The sequence below is a fragment of the Streptomyces sp. NPDC086147 genome, from assembly GCF_040702165.1.
GTDB lineage: Bacteria > Actinomycetota > Actinomycetes > Streptomycetales > Streptomycetaceae > Streptomyces.
On record NZ_JBFBJO010000001.1, the window covers coordinates 202,888 to 221,076 of the forward strand.

The following is an 18,189-nucleotide window of genomic DNA, read 5'->3' on the forward strand; positions in this document are numbered from 1 at the left end:
GAGTGGATTACCTCAGCCCCGTGCCTAGCGGATGTTCGGGTCGAAGGTGAAGATCACCAGCGTGCCCAGAAGGATGGTGAACACCGTGGCGGTGTACAGCAGGCCCTTGAGCCACAGGCGCGTGTTGGTCCGCTCCGCGTAGTCGTTGATGACCGTACGGAGGCCGTTGGCGCCGTGCAGCATGGCCAGCCAGAGCATCAGCAGGTCCCAGACCTGCCAGAACGGGGACGCCCAGCGGCCGGCCACGAAGGCGAAGCCGATCTTGGAGACGCCGCCGTCCAGGAAGAGCTGGATCAGCAGGTGGCCGATGACCAGGACGACGAGGACGACGCCGGAGAGGCGCATGAAGAGCCACGCGGCCATCTCGAAGTTGCCGCGGGTCGCGCGCGGGGTCTTGCCGGTGCGCTTGCGGGGGGGCTCGATGTACGGCGCGGGGTTCTCCACGTCGTAGTGGTGGCCGCCCTCGACGGGGCCGATCGCGGAGGTGGTGTCAGTCGACATGTCTGGCGTCAGCTCCCGAACAGTTCACGTACGGCGTGCCCGAGGATGGGGTACAGCGAGCCCGCCATCAGCACGACCCAGATGCCCACGACGGTCCAGAGCATCTGCTTCTGGTAGCGCGGGCCCTTGGACCAGAAGTCCACGGCGATGACCCGGAGGCCGTTCAGCGCGTGGAAGAGGATGGCGGCGACCAGGCCGTACTCGAGCAGAGCGACGATCGGCGTCTTGTAGGTCGCGACGACCTCGTCGTAGGCCTCGGGGGAGACGCGGACGAGAGAGGTGTCAAGGACGTGTACGAACAGGAAGAAGAAGATGAGGACGCCGGTGACTCGATGAGCCACCCAGCTCCACATTCCTTCCCGGCCGCGGTACAGCGTTCCAGCCGGCACGGAAAAACCCTCCGGGAGCGGGGATCAGGGCCGGCCGGCTTCTCTGTCGGTCTGGCCCGGCCGGGTACGGTCCACCGGCCCCGGTCATCGTAGCGACGAGTTGTCGGTTCGCTCGCGCGGGGTCCATAGGTGTGATCAAACAGGCACGGACGGGCTATCGCACAGGACGGAATCACCGCATTGCGGACGGAATCACGCCTCGGAGCGCCGGGGTGTGAGCCCCTCGGCCAGCCGGAAGGCCAGCCGGGCGCGGGCGAGCCGGCGCAGTTCCTCGGCCGCGATCACCCGCTCCTCCTCCGGTTCGTTGCCGAGACGTGACCGGATTCCGGCCAGGACCTGGTCGAGCCGTTCCCCGGGCCGCACTCCGTCGAGGCTGATCACGAACGCGTGTCCGAAGCTGCTCTCGTACGCCGCGTGCGCGGCCCGCAGCGCGGTGCGGGCGGCCGGCGGGGCGCCGGGGTGCGGCAGCGCGGAGGACTCGGCGGCCAGGGCCCCGTCGAGATCGGCGCGGGACAGGTCGTACCCGGCCTCGTCGGCGGCGGCGAGCAGCGCGTCCACCGTGGGATAGGGGCGGTGGGCCGCCACCCGTTCGGCCCAGCGGAGGCTGTGGCAGCAGGAGAGCAGCAGGGCCACGGCCTCGGCGGGGGGCGCCGCGTTGAAGCCGACGAGACCGCCGACGGGGCCGCCGGCGCGGCGCGGCGCGGGGGGCGGGCCGGGTATGGCGGATGCGTCCGTGGAGCCCGGTTTCCGGCAGGGGACGTGGGTGTCGCTGGTCAGCGTGGGCTCCGGTTACTCCGGGACGGATGGGGTGGGCGTGACGGAACGTTATCGACGGGACGGGGGAAGTGTCCGACGGGTGCGCGATTTTCACCCGGAAGGGAGAGTTTCGGAACATCTGATGGACTCCGGGGTTCCGGTCGCCCGACCGCGGGTGAAGGCGGGGTGTCGATCGTCCCCGCCGTCGTCCTTCTCGGCCGCCGTCACTTCTCGGCCGTCGTTCTTCTCGACCGTCGTCCTTCTTGACGGCGATGGGGGTTCCGGCGTTCCCGCCGCGACGGATGCGAGGGTTCCGTTTCGGCCGTCCACCGCGTCGCCCGATTGGCCGGACCGTCATCCGTAGGGGAGGATTCCGATTGATGCGGTACTCCATACGAGGGTCCCGGCGGGGCCCCGCACTCCTGGCGACCTCGGTGGCACTGGCCACCGTGGCGGCCTGTTCCGGCGGCTCCGGCTCGGGTCCGGCCTCCGCTCCGTCCCCCGGCTCGGCCACGGCTGCCGCGCCCACGAGCGCGCCGCCCTCGCCGACCCCGACGCCGACCCGTACGTACCCGCTCTCCAGCGCGCCCCGCACGGTTCCGGCCGTCCGCGCCCACGAGGCCGCCCGCGGCCCCGGCTGGAAGCCGGCGCCCGCCGGCGGGGTCGTCATCGCCGCGAACAGCGGCGGCCTCGCCGACGAGGGGAAGCTGATAGCGGGCGAGCTGGGCATCCCGTACCGGGGCGCCGTCGCCGCCGGACCCGGGGACGTCGAGCTGGCCCTGGGCGGGACGGGAGCCCCCGAGTCGTACACCCTCGTCGTCCGAGGCGACCGGGTGCGGATCAGCGGGCCCGACGAGGCCGGCGTCTTCTACGGCACCCGCACCCTCAAGCAGTCGGTGAAGGCGACCGGCGCGATGCCCGAGGGGACGGTGAACGACCGGCCGGCCAAGCCGCAGCGCGGTCTGAACGTGGACACCGCCCGCAAGCACTTCACGGCCGCCTGGATCGAGGATCGCATCCGGGAGATGGGCGACCTCAAGCTCAACCAGCTCGGACTGCACTTCTCCGACGACCAGGGCTTCCGGATCGAGTCCGAGAGTCACCCCGAGGTGGTCTCCGCCCAGCACCTCACCAAGGCGGAGGTGCGGCGGATCCTCGCCCTCGCCGCCGAGCGGCACGTCACCGTCGTCCCCGAGATCGACTCCCCGGGACACCTCGGCGCCGTCATCGCCGCCCACCCGGACCTCCAGCTCCGCAGCGCGGCCGGCCGGACCCCGCGCGGCGCCGTCGACATCGCGAATCCGGACTCGGCGAAGATCGTTGACGACCTGCTGCGCGAGTACTCCCGGCTCTTCCCCGGCGCGTACTGGCACCTCGGCGCCGACGAGTACGTGGCCCTCATGGCGAAGGACCCCGAGGCCACCTACCCGGAGCTGGCGCGGGCGGCGAGGGCGAAGTACGGGCCCTCCGCCCGCGTCCAGGACCTGGCCACCGGCTGGCTCAACGACCGCGCCGCCGTCGTCCGCCCCACCGGCAAGACCCTCAAGGCCTGGAACGACGGCTTCTTCACGGGCGGGGTCGTGAACGCGGCGAAGGACCTGGAGGTCGAGTACTGGACGGGCAAGGAGATCGGCGCCCGGCCGCCCGTCTCGTACCTGAGCCAGGGCCGGAAGATGGTCAACCTCAACGACGAGTACCTCTACTACGTCCTCGGCGAGCCCAACGACTTCGCGTACCCCACCGGCCGCCGGATCTACGAGCAGTGGACCCCGCTCGTCGTGCGCGGCACCGCCCCCGTCCCGGCCGAGTACGACGCCCAGATCCTCGGCGCCCGCTTCGCGGTCTGGTGCGACCTGGCGAACTCCCAGACCCCGGCCCAGGTGGCGGCGGGCATCCGCCTCCCCCTCGCGGCGCTCTCCCAGAAGGTCTGGAACCCGGCGAAGCCGACGGCGACGTGGGACCAGTTCCGGGCGCTCGCGGAACAGGTGCGGTGAGCGGTTGCTATCAATCTGCCAGCAGTGCGACTAGAGTGCTAGCATGGCCACTCTCTACGTACGGGACCTGTCCGAGGAAGCGCTGACCGAGCTGAAGATAAGGGCCGCCCGCAACCGGCAGTCCCTCCAGGCGTACGCCCGCACCCTGCTGGAGCAGGAGGCCGCCACCCCCTCGCTCGACGACGTGGTCGCCCGCATCCAGGAGCGGGTCACGGCCCGGCTGTCGACGGACGACGTGCTCGACGGGATCGACCGGGGAAGGCGACGCGAGTGATCGTCGTGGACGCGGGCGCGCTCGTCATGCTGCTGGCCGACGCGGGCCCGGTCGGCACGGCGGTGCGGGAGCGGGTGAAGGGGGAGCGGCTGCTCGCCCCGCACCTCGTCGACATCGAGGTGACCTCGGCCCTGCTGGGCCGGCACCGGGGCGGAAAGCTGACCGACCGCGAGCTGGACGACGCCTGCGCGGCCTTCGCGGAGCTGCCGCTGCGCAGGTCGGAGCACCTCCCGCTACTGCCCCGGGTGCGCGAGCTGTATGTCAACCTCGGCGCCTACGACGCCCTGTACGTGGCGCTCGCGGAGGGGTACGACGTTCCGCTGGTGACCAGTGACGGCCGGATCCGGGACGGCGCGCGGGCCACCCGGGCCACGTGCCCGGTCGAGGTGTTCAACGAGAAGGCCCTCGGGCTGTGATCGTCTCGTACCCCTATGCAACGAGCCGACCTCGCTGGCATGATTCCGGCCACACAGTGACGAAAAGGCGACCCCCCGCCACGTAAGGGGAAGCGCCGCGTCCGCATCGGGTGGCGAGGAGGCGTCCATGGCGTCGGGGAAGCCGGAGAACGACCGGAGCCTGCGGGAGCTGATCGACGGGGCCGACGAGCGGGGACTGGCCGCGGCCGGCCTTGCCTGTCTCGACCGCTGCCTCCCGCTGCTCGCCGCCGACCGGGGCGATGTCCTGCGGCCCGCCTGGGCGGCCGTCGCGCGCGCCGACGGCGACGCGTGGGGCGAGGCCGTCGCCAAGGCCCGCGCCGAGCTGGACGCCGAGGGCGGCGGGGACGCGGCGGAGTCCGTGCGCGGCATGCTGGCCTCCGCGCCCGACGCCTGGTCGCCGGAGTCCCTGCGCGCCTGGGCCGGCGTCTGCTCCGGCACCGCCCTCGCCCTGCACGGGCGGTACGACGCGGCCGGCGCCGACGAGGGCCTCGTCGAGCGCTGCCGCGCCGGGGACGCCGACGGCGCGGGCCCGCTGCTCGCCGGGGAGCTCCGCCGTCAGCGGGCCGTCCTCGAATCGGCCGCCCACGGCCCGACCGGACTGCGCCGGGCCCGCGAGCTCTCCGTCGAGGGCGGCCGGGTGCTGCGCGCGGTCGTCTCGCGCCGGGCGCGCACCACGGCCTGAGGGGGCGGTCAGGCCTCCGTCTCCGCCTCCGGCGCCTGGATCGCGATCGACGCGACCGCCTCGGAGATCTCCCGTTCCGCCGTCGCCTTGTCGAGGCCGAGCCCGCTCAGCACGCCCTCCCCGTCCTCGTGCTCCAGGAGCGCGAGCAGGACGTGCTCGGTGCCGACGTAGGAGTGCCCGAGGCGCAGGGCCTCGCGGAACGTCAGCTCCAGGACCTTCTTCGCCGCCGCGTCGTACGGCACGAGCGCGGGCGGCTCGTCGACGGCCGGCGGCAGGGCCGCCGCCGCCGCCTCGCGCACCCGGTCGAAGGTCACGCCCCGCGAGGCGATCCAGTGCGCCGCGAGCCCCTCGGGCTCGGCGAGCAGGCCGAGCACCAGGTGGGAGGGGGTGATCTCGGCGTTGCCGACGGCCGTCGCCTCGTTCTGGGAGGCCATGACCACGTTCCGCGCGCGAGGCGTGAAGCGGCCGAACCCGGCGTTCGGGTCCATCTTCTCGGCGTCGGGGTCCTTCGGCACGAACCGCTTCTGCGCCGCCTGGCGGGTGACGCCCATGCTGCGGCCGATGTCGGTCCAGGAGGCGCCGGAGCGCCGGGCCTGGTCCACGAAGTGACCGATGAGGTGGTCGGCGACGTCGCCGAGGTGGTCCGCCGCCATGACCGCGCCGGAGAGCTGCTCCAGGGCGTTCGGGTGGACCTTCTTGATGGCTTCGATGAGTTCGTCGAGACGGACGGGAACGGTCGGAACGACTGGATTCGTCATGAGGCAACCCTAGGTTGACACCCGGGGGGTGTCAACCTTCGGTTGACATGCGCGGAGGCGTGCCGCGCCCCCGGCGGTCCGGAGACCGGAGGCCGGAAAAGAGGGAAAGGGAGAGGGAAGCGCGGAGGAAAAGGAGAGACGACCGGGGCCGCCACCCCCCACAGGAGAGGCCCCGGTCGTCCTCCACGGAGCCGCAGCACGGCTCCGTACTCCTTTCAGCGCCGGGAGTGCGCTTTCTGTCACACCGCTTCCGGACACCGGAAGGTTGCAAGTTGTACAAGGGGCGGGCACCGCGTGGACGAGGTGCCGGAGCACCACGTAGCGTGCTGGTGTGTTGGACGGCGTGGCGGCGGTGACCAGCCGCGACGAGACGACGCGACCGACGAACAGGGTTTGGGGAGTGCTGGGGGACGACGCGGAGCTGACGGCCGCGGTGCTCGCCGCACAGCACGGGGACGAGGACGCCTTCCGTGCTGTGTATCGCGCCGTGCACCCCAGGCTGCTCGGCTACATACGCACACTGGTCGGCGACACCGACGCGGAGGACGTGGCCTCCGAGGCCTGGCTCCAGATCGCGCGCGACCTCGACCGCTTCGGCGGCGACGCGGACCGCTTCCGCGGCTGGGCCGCCCGGATCGCCCGCAACCGCGCCCTCGACCACATACGGATGCGCGGCCGGCGGCCCGTCGTCGGCGCCGACGAGACCGAGCTCACCGACAAGCCCGCCGAGTCCGACACCGCGGGCGAGGCCCTGGAGGCCCTGGCCACCGGCCACACCATGGACCTGATCGCCCAGCTCCCGCAGGACCAGGCCGAGGCCGTCGTGCTGCGCGTCGTCGTCGGCCTGGACGCCAAGAGCGCCGCCGACACCCTCGGGAAGCGTCCCGGCGCCGTGCGCACCGCCGCGCACCGCGGCCTCAAGAGGCTCGCCGAACTCCTCGGGGTCGAGGCCGCCCCGGACGGCGCCGACGGGACCGTCGTCCCCCTGGACGGCGTGCCTCCGCAGCGCGGCCGGACACCGGGAGCGGTGGCGCCCGGCGGTGTGACGCAATCGCGTCCGCGTACGCAGAAGGACATGTGATGGCCGACGAGCGGTACCAGTGGCTCGACGAGGAGGCCGCGGAGCGACTGCTCCGGGGCGAGCCCGTCGACCCCGTCGGCCCCGCCGACGACCTCGCGCGCCCGCGGGCCGGGCGCCTCGCGGAGGCCCTCGACGCGGTCCGCACCCCGGTCGCCGGGGGCGAACTGCCGGGAGAGGCCGCGGCCCTCGCCGCCTTCCGCGAGGCCACGGCGGCCCGCGCCGCCGCTGTTCCTGCCCCTGCCCCTGCCACGCAGGGGAACACCGCCGATCTGGGCCGGGTACGGCTCGCGCGCGTCGCCGCGCCCCCGCGCCGCTGGGGCCGCTCCGCGCGCTACGGCCTCGCCGCCGCGGTCGCCGCCGTCGCCGTCGGCGGGGTCGCCGTCGCCGCGAGCACCGGCGTCCTCCCGCTGGTGGGCCCCGCGCCCGCGAGTTCCGTCTCCGCCGGGGAGACCGCGCGGCCGCTCGTCTCGCCGGAGCCCGGCGGGATACGCGAGGACTCCGGGATACCCGGACCTCCGCCGTCCGGCGACGACCGCACGCCCGGCGCGTCCCCCTCCGCCGGCACGGCCTCCCCGGCCCCGGACGCCACGGGCCCGGACGCCGCGGGTCCGGACACCACCGCCCCGGACGGCGGCCGTCCGGAGGGCGACGGCGCGGACCGGCCGAAGCGGGACGTCCCGGAGCCCGGCCGCGGCACGGCGGGCACCGACAGGACCCCGGACCCGGACCCCACGCGCGGCCGGGACCGGGACGGGAACGGGAGCGGGAACGCCGCGAAGGACCTCCGGCAGAAGGCCGTCGAGGCCTGCCGGGCGTACCGCTCGGGAAAGCTCGACGACGGCGGCCGCCGCCGGCTCGCGGAGGCCCTGCGCAACGGCGAGACCCTGCGCCGCTACTGCGACCGCGTCCTCTCCGGCGCCGTCGGCGCACCCGGGAACACCTCCGGGGACGGCTCGAAGGACGGCTCGAAGGGCGACGGCCCCCGGGGCGGCGAGAACGGGAGCCACTGGGGCGGGGGCGGGGACGGCCGGGGCGACGCCCGGCACTCGACGGCGACGGCCCCCGCGACGGCCCCGGAGACGGGCGCGACGACGCGCCTCCGGCTCGCGGTGTAACACTTTCGGGACCGTCGGCGCAGTACGTAATGCCGACTGGTCATCGGCCGCGCGACGAGCCGGGGTTCCCCCCGTACCTGCGGCTCTGCGCACCCGGCGCGGGTGGGGCACGTTCCCCCGGTCCCACCCGCGCCCTCTCCTCCCTCGCGGGCCTACCAGTGGACGACGACCTTGTCCCCGACCTTCACCTGGTCGAAGAGGGCCGAGAGCTTGGCCCGGTCCCGGACGTTGACGCAGCCGTGCGAGGCTCCGGCGTACCCGCGGGCCGCGAAGTCCGACGAGTAGTGCACGGCCTGGCCGCCGCTGAAGAACATCGCGTACGGCATGGGCGTGTGGTAGATCGTCGACGTCCACTCGCGGGCCTTCCAGCCCACGCTGAACGTGCCCTCGCGGGTCGGGGTGTTCTCCGAGCCGAAGCGGACGTCCATCGACGAGACGACCTTGCCGTCGATCATCCAGGCGAGGGTCCTGCTCTCCTTGCTGATGCAGAGCACCCGGCCGGTCATGCACGCCGGTGCCGGGGTGTCGAGCGCGTTGGTGGTCGACGGCTTCAGCTCATCGGCGGTCGGCTTCCGGCTGGCGCCGAGCAGTCGCTGCCAGGTGGTCTCGTCGACCGAGCCGGTGCCGGCCAGCCCCTGCCTCTTCTGGAAGGACTTCACCGAGCGCGCCGTCATCGACCCGTAGAAGCCGGTGGGGGCGCGGTCGAAGTGCTTGAGCTGCCGCAGCCGCGCCTGGAGCTCGCGGACCTGCTCGTTCTCGTCCCCGTCCTTCATGAGGACCGGGGAGCCCGGCGTCCCGGCGGAGGCGGAGTCAGAGGGGTCCGCCGTGGGGAAGGTGGCGGAGGAGGACGGCGCCTTGCCGTCGGCCGTGGGAGAGGCCTCGGGAGTGGCGGACTCCGACTCCGACGCCGTCGGCGACGCGGACGGCGTCGCCGACCCGGACGCCGACCCCGACGGCTCCGCCGAGGCGCTGCCCGAGGGGGCCGCGGACCCGCTCCCCGGACCGGCCGCCTGGGCCGTACAGCCCGCGGCGAGCGCCACCGAGACCGCTGCCAGCACCACTCTGCGCACGACGGCCGAAGACCGCTTCATCGTTGCCCCCCGGGAAACTCGTATGTACGTAGTGGGATGCTTCCCGCACGCGAGTGGTTGCGCACCACGGCCGAAAAAGGCCCCTCCGGACATCACGAAGTCATGAACCCCCCTTCCGCCGGGGAGCGGCGTCCGCCTCCCGGGCGGGGCGTCCCGATCTTCCGTGATGCGAAACACGGGGGCGGAACGCCGTACGCGCGTGCGACACTCCGGCCATGCTGGGTGTCACCGATCTGCCGACCTACCTCGCCGGGCTCGTCCTCATCATCCTCCTGCCCGGACCGAACTCGCTCTACGTCCTGTCCGTCGCCGCCCGCAAGGGCACCCGGACCGGCTACAAGGCCGTCGCCGGCGTCTTCACCGGCGACGCGGTCCTCATGACCCTGGCCGCCCTCGGCGCGGCCTCCCTCCTCCAGACCACGCCGGTCCTCTTCATGATCGTGAAGTACGCGGGCGCCGGATACCTGGCCTGGATGGCGTACGGGATGCTGCGGGCCGCGTGGTCGATGTGGCGTTCGCGCGGCGAGGCGCCCGAGGAGGAGCCGGAGGGCGCCCCGGCGGCCCCCGCCGAGCACCCGTACCGGCGCGCGCTGATCATCAGCCTCTTCAACCCGAAGGCGATCCTCTTCCTGATCTCCTTCTTCGTGCAGTTCGTGGACCCCGGCTACGCCTACCCGGCGCTCTCCTTCCTGGTCCTCGGCTCCCTGCTCCAGCTCGGCAGCTTCCTCTACCTCACGACCCTCATCTTCAGCGGCACCCGCCTCTCCGCCGCCTTCCGCCGCCGCCGGCGCCTCTCCGCCGGCGCGACCTCGGCGGCCGGCGCACTCTTCCTCGGCTTCGCCGCGAAGCTCTCGCTGACCAGCGCCGCCTGACCCCTCCCACGGCCGCGGCTTGACCCTCACACCGTGTGAGGCCGTTCCGTAGGGGGCGTCATGTTCACCATCGGAGACTTCGCCCGGCACGGGCGGGTGTCGGTCCGGATGCTGCGTCACTACGACGCCGTCGGACTGCTGCGCCCGGCCCGGGTCGACCCGCACACGGGCTACCGCTTCTACGCGGCGGACCAGCTCGCCCGGCTCAACCGCGTCATCGCGCTCAAGGACCTCGGCTTCACCCTCGAACAGGTGGGGGCCGTTCTGGAGGAGCGGATCGACGCGCACGAGCTGCGGGGCATGCTGCGCCTGCGCCAGGCCGAGCTGGAGACGGCCCTGGCGGAGGCGCGGACCCGGCTCGACCGGGTCGGCGCGCGGCTCCGAGCCATCGAGAGCGAGGGACACATGTCCACCCAGGAAGTCGTCCTCAAGAAGATCCCCGCCGTCCGGATCGCCGAACTGAGCGCGGTCGCCGCGAGCTTCGGCCCGCAGGACATCGGCCCCGTCATCGGCCCGCTGTACGACGAGCTGTGCGGCCGGCTCGAAGGCGCGGGCGTCACCGGCTTCGGCCCGGGCGTCGCGTACTACGAGGACGCGGGCCGCGGCGACGGCTCGGTCGTCGTCCACGCGGGCACGACCGTCCCGGAGGGTACGGAGGCGGAGGGCGTCCTCGTGCACGTCCTGCCCGGCATCGAGGAGGCGGCGACCGTCGTCCACCACGGTTCGATGGACGACCTGCTGCCGACCGCGCAGACCCTGGCCACCTGGATCGACGTCCACGGGTACGCCTCCGCCGGGTACGCCCGCGAGCTGTACCTGGAGTGCCCGGAGGACCGGGCGCGGTGGGTGACCGAACTCCAGGAGCCGGTCGTCCGCGCCTGAGCGCGGGCCGCAGGACGTACGGCCCTGCACCCGCGCCGGGCCCGGGACCCCCGCACGGGTCCCGGGCTCCGGCGCCCCGCGGTGGCTATCTCTTCAGCGCCCTGCGCAGCCGCAGCGCCCGCCGGGCCAGCCGGCGGACCTGCGGGTGCCGGGGGAGGGGCAGGCCGCCGGGGAGGCCCAGGGCGGTGAGGCGGCGGCGGGTGAAGTGGTGCCGGGTGCGCTCGGCGACCGGCCCCGACAGGTGCCGTACCGCCGCCGTCCGCAGCTCCGGCCGGATCTTCGGCTGCATCGCGAAGCCGACCGCCGCGACCAGGTCGTTCAGCTCCTCCGTACCGATCCCGGGTCCGTCGCCCTCCGGTCCGTCGAGGGGCGGGACGACCGCGTCCACGACCGTGAGCGGGATCCGGTTGCTGTTCTGGAACGGGGTCAGCCGCTCCAGGAGGGGCCGGGTGCCGACCCGGGCGACCGGCAGGCCGTAGAAGGTGTGCGCGGTGAGCAGCGCCGTCGAGAAGCAGCCGACGACGAGGGCGGGCCGCAGCTCGCGGTAGAGCACCTCCGCCAGGACCGGCCGGTCCTCGACCGTCAGCTCCGCGCCCAGCTCCTCCGCAGCCCGCACCAGCTTCCGCGACCAGGCGTCCGGGGCCGTCGGGTGCGGCTTGAAGACGAGCCGCCGGTGGCCCCGGGCGACCGCGCCCCGCACCATCCGCAGGTGCAGCTCCTCCTCCTCGGCGGCGGTCAGCAGGTTCAGGGCCGCCAGGTACTGGCCCAGGAGCAGCGCCGGGCCCTCCGCCGGGGCCGGCCCCGGGGAGGACGGGCCCGCCAGCTCCTCGACGCACTTCGTGAACGCCTCGACCGGTACGGCCTCCGGCACCGCCCCGAACTCCCCGAGGAGCAGCGGCGCGAGGCCGGGCACCAGGTCCAGGTGGAGCAGCCGGGACACGCGCCCGCCGATCAGCGGGTCGATCTTGTTGCGGGTCGGCCCGTAGCTCATCAGCCCGTCCGCGTACACCGTGATCGACGCCTCGGGGAGGAGCTGGGCGATCGCGAGCGCGGGCGTCACCTGGATCGACTCCAGGGCCAGTTCGACCCGGTCGTCGCCGAGCTCCCAGAGCCTGCGCAGATGGCGCTGGAGGAGCGGGAGGTCGCTCGCGCGCGGGGTCCAGCCGCCCGGGTGGAGCGGGGAGATCACCTCGTTCCAGGAGAGGACGGAGTCGAAGCGGCCGCGCAGCCGCGCGAAGCCCTCGGCCTCGTCGAGGGAGGGCGTCGTCTCCGGCACGGGCGCGTTGTCGGTGACCAGGAGGATCCGGCGGTCGGCGGGACCGAAGCGGCCGCTGTCGAGCGCGGCGGCGATCGTCACGGCTCCGTAGAGGGTGGAGGCGCAGAAGATCTGGGTGGTGCGGCGGGGGCGCGTACGGGTGCTCACGCGGCCACCTCCGGCTTCGGGTTCGGGTTCTGGTTCGCGCCCGGGCCCGCCGGTGTCGGCGACGGCGGCGGCGCCGGCCTGCGCCTGCGCAGCCTGCGCAGCAGCGCCGCGCGGTCCCCGCCCATCGCGGCCAGGGCCTCGTCGAGGACGTCCTGCGGCATTCGTCGCAGCGCCCCCGCGCTCATCGCCCGCAATTGCCGCGCCACGTCCGGCTCGAACCTTCCGATCGAACCGACGTGGTGGGAGATCACCGCGCAATAGGTGCGCACGGCTTTCGGGAGGAGGAGTTCCGCGTCCCGGTCCCGCGCCGTCTCCTCGACCACCTGGTCGAAAGCGCGGATGAAATCCAATTGCCGGACGTCGCCGATCTGGGTGAGGGAGGTCGCCACTCCGCGCCGGTAGAAGACGCCGAGTCCGCCGATGGCCGCGAACGATTCCGCCTCGCGGTGCAGCCGCCAGATCCACGGCCGGTCCTCGGCCGTCCGCAGCCCGTGCGTGAAGTGCAGCAGACCCCGGTCGAGGAGCCGCCGGTGGTAGATCCCGGCCCAGGCGTACGGGTAGTCGACGGAGGTCGTCCGGTGCGACGGCAGGATCGCGTCCCTCGGGTTCAGCACCTCGCCGCGCCGGGGCACCGGCGCCCGGCGCACCCCGCGCTCGCGGCCGGTCACCGAGACGTGGTCGGTGCGCAGGAAGTCGCAGCCCAGCTCCTCGGCGGCGGCGACGAGGCGGGAGTAGTGACCGGGGGCGAGCCAGTCGTCGCCGTCGAGGAAGGCGACGTACTCGCCGCGGGCGGCGTCGAGCCCGGTGTTCCGGGCCGTGGCGAGGCCCTCGTTGCGCGCGTGCCGGAGCAGGACGGCGCCCGGGATCTCGCGCGCGGCCCGTTCGAGGAGCTCCGGGGTCCCGTCCGACGAGCAGTCGTCGACGAGCAGGAACTCGAAGTCCTCCCGGGCGTTGGCCCGCAGGCTCGTGAGGGTGTCGGGGGCGTATGTCTGCACGTTGAAGAACGGCACGACGACGGAGAGCTTGACCACGCGGCCGACGCTAGGCGCCGGCCCGGCATTCCCCCCGACCGCCGGGAGGATGTCCGGTGAACACCAAGCGGCGGGCCGATTAACCGCCTTTACGGAAAGGGGGAAATCCGGCCCCGGGCGTCCGGATGCCGACCCGCTTCAGCGTGCGGAGAGGCTCTGTTCACCGGTTGTTGTGGCTCAGTTGGGCCGGAAAGCGGAATGCCCTTCTAGCGTCCTCGACGTGCCATCACGTACCCGAGAAGCGATACGGACCGCCGTACTCGCCGACTCCGACACCCGGTGGAAATGGGGCGCCCTCACCGCGCGCCGCATCACGGCGACGGCCGCCGAACCCACCGGCTTCGTCCTGCGCGGACGCGCCACCCCCACCGCCCGCCAGCTCGCCGAGACCGGGGTGTCCTCGGACGTCCCCCGCGAGGTGACGGGCGCGGAGTTCCTGCGCGCCGTACGGGACGCGGAGGCGCGCGGCGAGGGGTACGACGTGCTCGTCCTCGCCCTCGTCGGCGGCACCGTCCGGGCCGTCCTCCAGGGCCTGGCCGACCTGGACCTGGAGCGGCGGCCCGTGATCGTCACCGGCTACGTCGGCGTCGTCTACGAGAAGCTGACCGACGGCCTCCTGCTGCGCCACGGCGCCGACGTCGTCCTCGCCAACTCCCGCCACGACGCCGAGCGCTTCCGCGCCGTGTACGAAGGGGTGGGCGCGGGCGCCGGGTCGGTCGTGGAGGCGGCGCTGCCCTTCCTCGGCGGCGCCCCGTACGCCCCCGTCGCCGGCCGCGACACCCTGGTCTTCGCCGCGCAGCCCTCCGTGCCCGTCACCCGCGCCGAACGCGCCTACGTGCTGCGGCGGCTGATCGGGCACGCCCGGCTCCACCCGGGCCGCGAGGTGCTCCTCAAGCTCCGCTCCAAGCCGGGCGAACACACCACGCACCTGGAGGAGTTCCCGTTCCAGAAGCTGGTCCGCGAGCTCGACCCGCCGGACAACTTCCGGCTCGTGTACGGGCACATGGGCGAGGTCCTGGACCGCACCGACCTCCTGGTCACCGTCTCCTCGACGGCCGCCCTCGAAGCCCTGCACCGGCGGATCCCCACCGCGATCCTCACCGACCTCGGGGTCCGCGAGGCGCTCGGCAACCACCACTTCGTCGGCTCCGGCCTGCTGACCTCCTTCGACCGGCTCGACGAGGGGGGCGCGCCGACGCCCGACGAGAGCTGGCTCGCCCGCCAGGGAGTCGCCTCCGACGGCTCGTACGGGGAGGCCTTCGACGCGGCCCGCGACCGGGTCGACGCCCTCCTGGCACGGCCCGGACTCCCCCCGATCAGCCCCTACTACACCGCGGAGACGGCCCCCGGCTACCTGCCCGGGATCCTCGCCCGCCACCGCCTGGACGTCACGGCGCCGGAGCCCCGCGAGAGCGGGCTCCGCCGGGTCGTCCGGGAGGCCGCGCGGGGCGCGTACCGCCACGGCGTGCAGCGCGTCGCCCCCGTCATCCGCCGCCTGGGAGAACTCTGATGACCGCCGCACCAGCCCGCGGGACCACCGCGCCCGGGACCGCCGCCCCCGGGCCCGGGACCACCGCGCCCGGAACCGCCACCTCCGCGCCAGGGACCGCCGTCCCCGCGCCCGTCGTGCTCGCCGTGATCCCCGCCCGGGGCGGCTCCAAGGGCGTGCCCGCCAAGAACCTCGCCCCGGTGGCCGGCGTCCCGCTGGTCGGCCGCGCCGTGCACGCCTGCCTCGGCGCCCGCCCCGTCACCCACGTCGTGGTCTCCACCGACGACCCCGCCATCGCGGCGGCGGCCCGCACGGCCGGCGCCGAGGCCGTGCACCGCCCCGCCGACCTCGCGGGCGACACCGCCACCAGCGAGGCCGCCGTCCTGCACGCCATGGACGCCTTCGAGGCCACCCACGGCCGCGCCGCCGACGTGGTCCTCCTCGTCCAGTGCACCAGCCCCTTCCTCACCTCCGCCGAGGTCGCCGAGACCGCCGGCCGGATCCTCTCCGGCGCCGCCGACACGGCCTTCACGGCCGCCCCGTCGCACGGCTTCCTCTGGCGCGAGACGGCGGAGGGCGCCGAGGGCGTCAACCACGACAGGGCGCACCGCCCCCGCCGCCAGGACCGGGAGCCCGAGTACCTGGAGACCGGCGCCGTCTACGCCATGGCCGCGCCCGGCTTCCGCACCCACCGGCACCGCTTCTTCGGCCGCACCGCGCTCGTCGCCACCGACCCCGCCCGGGTCCTGGAGATCGACGACCCGCACGACCTGGCCCGCGCCAAGGCCCTCGCCCCGCTCCTGGACGCACCCGCCACCCCCGGCCTCGCCGACGTGGACGCGGTGGTCCTGGACTTCGACGGCACCCAGACCGACGACCGGGTCCACCTCGACGCCGAGGGGCGCGAGTTCGTCTCCGCGCACCGCGGCGACGGCCTCGGCATCGCCGCCCTGCGCCGCGCCGGCCTCCCCGTCCTCATCCTCTCCACCGAACAGAACGCCGTCGTCGCCGCCCGCGCCCGCAAGCTCCGCATCCCCGTCCTGCACGGCATCGACCGCAAGGACCGGGCCCTCAAGGAGTGGTGCGAGGCCGAGGGCATCGACCCGCAGCGCGTCCTCTACGCCGGCAACGACGTCAACGACCTGCCCTGCTTCCACCTCGTCGGCTGGCCCGTCGCGGTGAGCAGCGCCCACGACTCCGTACGGGCCGCCGCCCGCGCGGTCACCGTCACCCCGGGCGGCGCCGGAGCGGTCCGCGAGATCGCCGCCTGGCTCCTCGGACCCGAACTCGACGCCCCCGCACGTGCCACCGCCGCACGGACGACCCCCGCACGCACCACCACCGAACCCTAAGGACCCGCACCATGAGCACCCGTCTCCGCACCCTCGGCGCCAAGACCGCCGGCCCCGGGCAGCCCGTCTACGTCACCGGCGAGATCGGCATCAACCACAACGGCGAGCTCGACAACGCCCTCGCCCTGATCGACGTCGCCGCCGAGGCCGGCTGCGACGCGGTCAAGTTCCAGAAGCGCACCCCCGAGATCTGCACCCCGCGCGACCAGTGGGACATCGAGCGGGACACCCCCTGGGGCCGCATGACCTACATCGACTACCGCCACCGCGTGGAGTTCGGCGAGGACGAGTACCGGGCCATCGCCGAGCACTGCGAGAAGCGCGGCATCGACTGGTTCGCCTCCCCGTGGGACACCGAGGCCGTCGCCTTCCTGGAGAAGTTCGACGTCCCCGCCCACAAGGTCGCCTCCGCCTCCCTCACCGACGACGAGCTGCTCCGCGCGCTGCGCGCCACCGGCCGCACCGTCATCCTCTCCACCGGCATGTCGACGCCGAAGCAGATCCGGCACGCCGTCGAGGTCCTGGGCAGCGACAACATCCTGCTCTGCCACGCCACCTCCACCTACCCGGCCAAGGCCGAGGAGCTGAACCTGCGCGTCATCCAGACGCTCCGGGAGGAGTACCCGAACGTCCCGATCGGCTACTCCGGCCACGAGACCGGCCTCCAGACCACCCTGGCCGCCGTCGCCCTCGGCGCCGTCTTCGTCGAGCGCCACATCACCCTCGACCGCGCCATGTGGGGCTCCGACCAGGCCGCCTCCGTCGAGCCCCAGGGCCTTCAGCGCCTGGTCCGCGACATCCGCACCATCGAGGCGGCCCTCGGCGACGGGGTCAAGAAGGTGTACGAGTCGGAGCTCGGCCCGATGAAGAAGCTCCGCCGGGTCCAGGGCGCCGTCGCCTCATGACCGGGCAGCTGGCGTTCGTCGAGAGCCCGGTCCAGCTCCTCAACGTCCTGGAGTGGGCGCACACCCGGGCCCCGGCCCCGACCCCCGGCACGGAGGCCTCCGCCACCGTGGCACCCACCACCGAGGCGCCCGCGCCAGCCCCCCTCACGGTCGTCGTCCTCTCGCCGACCGACCCCATGTCGCGGGGCCAGCTGCGCCGGATGGCCCAGCTGGCCCGCGACGAGGGCCTCACCGTCCACTGGCAGGAGGCCCGCGGCGGCCGGGGCGCCCTCGTCCGCACCCTGCGGCGGCTCGCCGGACCGCTGCGCTCGGCCGAGCGGGTGATCATCGGGGACCCGTTCTCCCGGTACGTCCAGCTCCTCCTGACCCTCTTCGGCCCCCGGCACCTGACCGTGGTCGACGACGGCACCGCGACCATGGAGTTCGCCGCCCAGCTCGGCCGCGGCGAGCGCCTGGTCCGCTGGCACCGCAAAGGGAGCCTGGGCCCGCGCGAGCTGGTCCTCGCCCCCGTGACCACCCTGGCCCGGCGCCGGCTCGCCCCGGCCCGGGGCCGCACCGTCGAGGTCTTCACCTCGCTGCCGGTCGAGGCCCCGGAGGGCGTCGAGGTCACGGAGAACTCCTACGCCTGGACCCGCGCCCGCTTCGGCCCGCCGCTGCTCACCGGCGGCGCGGACCTGGTCGGCACCTCGCTGGTGGAGACCGGGGTGGTCGACGCCGACCACTACGCGCGCGTGGTGGGCGAACTCGCCCGTACGCACGGCGCCACCCGCTACTTCGCGCACCGCAGGGAGGGCGCCGAGAAGCTGCACCGGATAGCCGTCGAGACGGGCCTCCAGGTGGTCCGGCCCGAGCTGCCCCTGGAACTGGTCGCCCGGCGCGGCCCGGTCGGCCGCACGATCGTCAGCTTCCCGTCCACGGTCGTGCACACCCTGCCGCTGGCCCTGGCCGGCACGGGCGTGCGGGTCGCCGTCTGCGAGATCGCGCCCGAGTGGCTGCGGGCGACCGCCTCGCCGCGCGCGCAGGGCTTCCTGTCCGGGGTGACGGGCACGGCGGCCCACGAGGTCGACCGGCTCACCACGCGCGGGACCCCCGGCGTCGACCGGCTGGAGTTCGGATGATGTTTCCCGCCGCCCGTGCGGGGCAATCGGGTGAGGATA

The 18,189-nt window shown here is 74.0% G+C and carries 19 protein-coding genes; 12 read left to right on the forward strand and 7 right to left on the reverse strand.

All coding sequences use genetic code 11. From position 1 onward, the window contains the following. Nucleotides 1–24: 24 nt before the first annotated feature. The 3 genes from AB0398_RS01005 to AB0398_RS01015 form a co-directional block, all read right to left on the reverse strand. Nucleotides 25–501 (reverse strand): succinate dehydrogenase hydrophobic membrane anchor subunit, encoded by a 477-nt coding sequence (locus AB0398_RS01005; RefSeq protein WP_366371224.1) that lies wholly within the window; start codon nt 499–501, stop codon nt 25–27. 8 nt (nt 502–509) lie between these two features. Continuing rightward, on the reverse strand, nt 510–890 hold the full coding sequence (gene sdhC / locus AB0398_RS01010; RefSeq protein ID WP_366371226.1) for a succinate dehydrogenase, cytochrome b556 subunit: 381 nt from the start codon (nt 888–890) through the stop codon (nt 510–512). A gap of 192 nt (nt 891–1,082) precedes the next feature. Beyond that, on the reverse strand, nt 1,083–1,610 hold the full coding sequence (locus AB0398_RS01015; protein WP_366372323.1) for a 2-oxo-4-hydroxy-4-carboxy-5-ureidoimidazoline decarboxylase: 528 nt from the start codon (nt 1,608–1,610) through the stop codon (nt 1,083–1,085). Nucleotides 1,611–2,026: 416 nt separating this feature from the next. Between AB0398_RS01015 and AB0398_RS01020 the strand changes: the two genes are divergently transcribed. The 4 genes from AB0398_RS01020 to AB0398_RS01035 all read left to right on the forward strand — a co-directional run bounded on the left by AB0398_RS01020 (nt 2,027) and on the right by AB0398_RS01035 (nt 5,033). Next, a complete protein-coding gene (locus AB0398_RS01020) occupies nt 2,027–3,640 on the forward strand; it encodes a glycoside hydrolase family 20 protein (protein WP_366371228.1) in 1,614 nt (537 codons plus the stop codon). 43 nt (nt 3,641–3,683) lie between these two features. Continuing rightward, on the forward strand, nt 3,684–3,914 hold the full coding sequence (locus tag AB0398_RS01025; protein WP_366371230.1) for an antitoxin: 231 nt from the start codon (nt 3,684–3,686) through the stop codon (nt 3,912–3,914). Then, nucleotides 3,911–4,330, forward strand: coding sequence for a type II toxin-antitoxin system VapC family toxin (locus AB0398_RS01030; RefSeq protein WP_366371232.1), 420 nt, complete (start codon nt 3,911–3,913; stop codon nt 4,328–4,330). The genes AB0398_RS01025 and AB0398_RS01030 overlap by 4 nt, the downstream gene beginning before the upstream one ends. Before the next feature lie 127 nt (nt 4,331–4,457). Further along, a complete protein-coding gene (locus AB0398_RS01035; RefSeq protein ID WP_366371234.1) occupies nt 4,458–5,033 on the forward strand; it encodes a hypothetical protein in 576 nt (191 codons plus the stop codon). 8 nt (nt 5,034–5,041) lie between these two features. On the opposite strand, the gene AB0398_RS01040 is transcribed toward AB0398_RS01035, so the two are convergent. Continuing rightward, complete coding sequence (locus AB0398_RS01040) at nt 5,042–5,791, reverse strand: Clp protease N-terminal domain-containing protein (RefSeq protein WP_366371235.1); 750 nt, start codon at nt 5,789–5,791, stop codon at nt 5,042–5,044. Between the two features lie 400 nt (nt 5,792–6,191). Between AB0398_RS01040 and AB0398_RS01045 the strand changes: the two genes are divergently transcribed. Together AB0398_RS01045 and AB0398_RS01050 are read left to right on the forward strand one after the other, a co-directional pair. Then, nucleotides 6,192–6,872 carry an RNA polymerase sigma factor gene (locus AB0398_RS01045; RefSeq protein WP_366371237.1) on the forward strand — a complete coding sequence of 227 codons (681 nt, stop codon included), beginning with the start codon at nt 6,192–6,194 and terminating at the stop codon, nt 6,870–6,872. Beyond that, entirely contained in the window at nt 6,872–7,987 is a 1,116-nt protein-coding gene (locus tag AB0398_RS01050) for a hypothetical protein (protein WP_366371239.1), read from the forward strand. The genes AB0398_RS01045 and AB0398_RS01050 overlap by 1 nt, the downstream gene beginning before the upstream one ends. 152 nt (nt 7,988–8,139) lie before the next feature. Here AB0398_RS01050 and AB0398_RS01055 read toward each other — a convergent pair whose 3' ends face one another. Next, nucleotides 8,140–9,078, reverse strand: a complete 939-nt coding sequence (locus AB0398_RS01055; RefSeq protein ID WP_366371241.1) for a L,D-transpeptidase family protein — start codon at nt 9,076–9,078, stop codon at nt 8,140–8,142. Nucleotides 9,079–9,293: 215 nt separating this feature from the next. Here AB0398_RS01055 and leuE point away from each other — a divergent pair, with 215 nt between their 5' ends. Together leuE and AB0398_RS01065 are read left to right on the forward strand one after the other, a co-directional pair. Continuing rightward, on the forward strand, nt 9,294–9,950 hold the full coding sequence (leuE, locus tag AB0398_RS01060) for a leucine efflux protein LeuE (RefSeq protein ID WP_366371243.1): 657 nt from the start codon (nt 9,294–9,296) through the stop codon (nt 9,948–9,950). A 60-nt stretch (nt 9,951–10,010) separates the two neighbouring features. Then, nucleotides 10,011–10,832, forward strand: a complete 822-nt coding sequence (locus tag AB0398_RS01065) for a MerR family transcriptional regulator (RefSeq protein ID WP_366371244.1) — start codon at nt 10,011–10,013, stop codon at nt 10,830–10,832. Between the two features lie 85 nt (nt 10,833–10,917). Here AB0398_RS01065 and AB0398_RS01070 read toward each other — a convergent pair whose 3' ends face one another. Next, entirely contained in the window at nt 10,918–12,255 is a 1,338-nt protein-coding gene (locus AB0398_RS01070) for a polysialyltransferase family glycosyltransferase (RefSeq protein ID WP_366371246.1), read from the reverse strand. After that, nucleotides 12,252–13,286: a glycosyltransferase family 2 protein gene (locus AB0398_RS01075; protein ID WP_366371248.1), complete on the reverse strand. Its 1,035-nt coding sequence runs from the start codon at nt 13,284–13,286 to the stop codon at nt 12,252–12,254. Before AB0398_RS01075 ends, AB0398_RS01070 begins: the two co-directional genes overlap by 4 nt. 220 nt (nt 13,287–13,506) lie before the next feature. Between AB0398_RS01075 and AB0398_RS01080 the strand changes: the two genes are divergently transcribed. The 4 genes from AB0398_RS01080 to AB0398_RS01095 are packed head-to-tail and all read left to right on the forward strand — an operon-like array spanning nt 13,507 to nt 18,150. Next, nucleotides 13,507–14,796, forward strand: coding sequence for a DUF6716 putative glycosyltransferase (locus AB0398_RS01080; RefSeq protein ID WP_366371250.1), 1,290 nt, complete (start codon nt 13,507–13,509; stop codon nt 14,794–14,796). After that, complete coding sequence (locus AB0398_RS01085; protein ID WP_366371251.1) at nt 14,796–16,127, forward strand: acylneuraminate cytidylyltransferase; 1,332 nt, start codon at nt 14,796–14,798, stop codon at nt 16,125–16,127. The genes AB0398_RS01080 and AB0398_RS01085 overlap by 1 nt, the downstream gene beginning before the upstream one ends. 11 nt (nt 16,128–16,138) lie before the next feature. Then, on the forward strand, nt 16,139–17,032 hold the full coding sequence (locus AB0398_RS01090; protein WP_366371253.1) for an N-acetylneuraminate synthase family protein: 894 nt from the start codon (nt 16,139–16,141) through the stop codon (nt 17,030–17,032). After that, nucleotides 17,029–18,150: a hypothetical protein gene (locus AB0398_RS01095; RefSeq protein WP_366371255.1), complete on the forward strand. Its 1,122-nt coding sequence runs from the start codon at nt 17,029–17,031 to the stop codon at nt 18,148–18,150. The genes AB0398_RS01090 and AB0398_RS01095 overlap by 4 nt, the downstream gene beginning before the upstream one ends. The last annotated feature ends 39 nt before the right edge of the window (nt 18,151–18,189 follow it).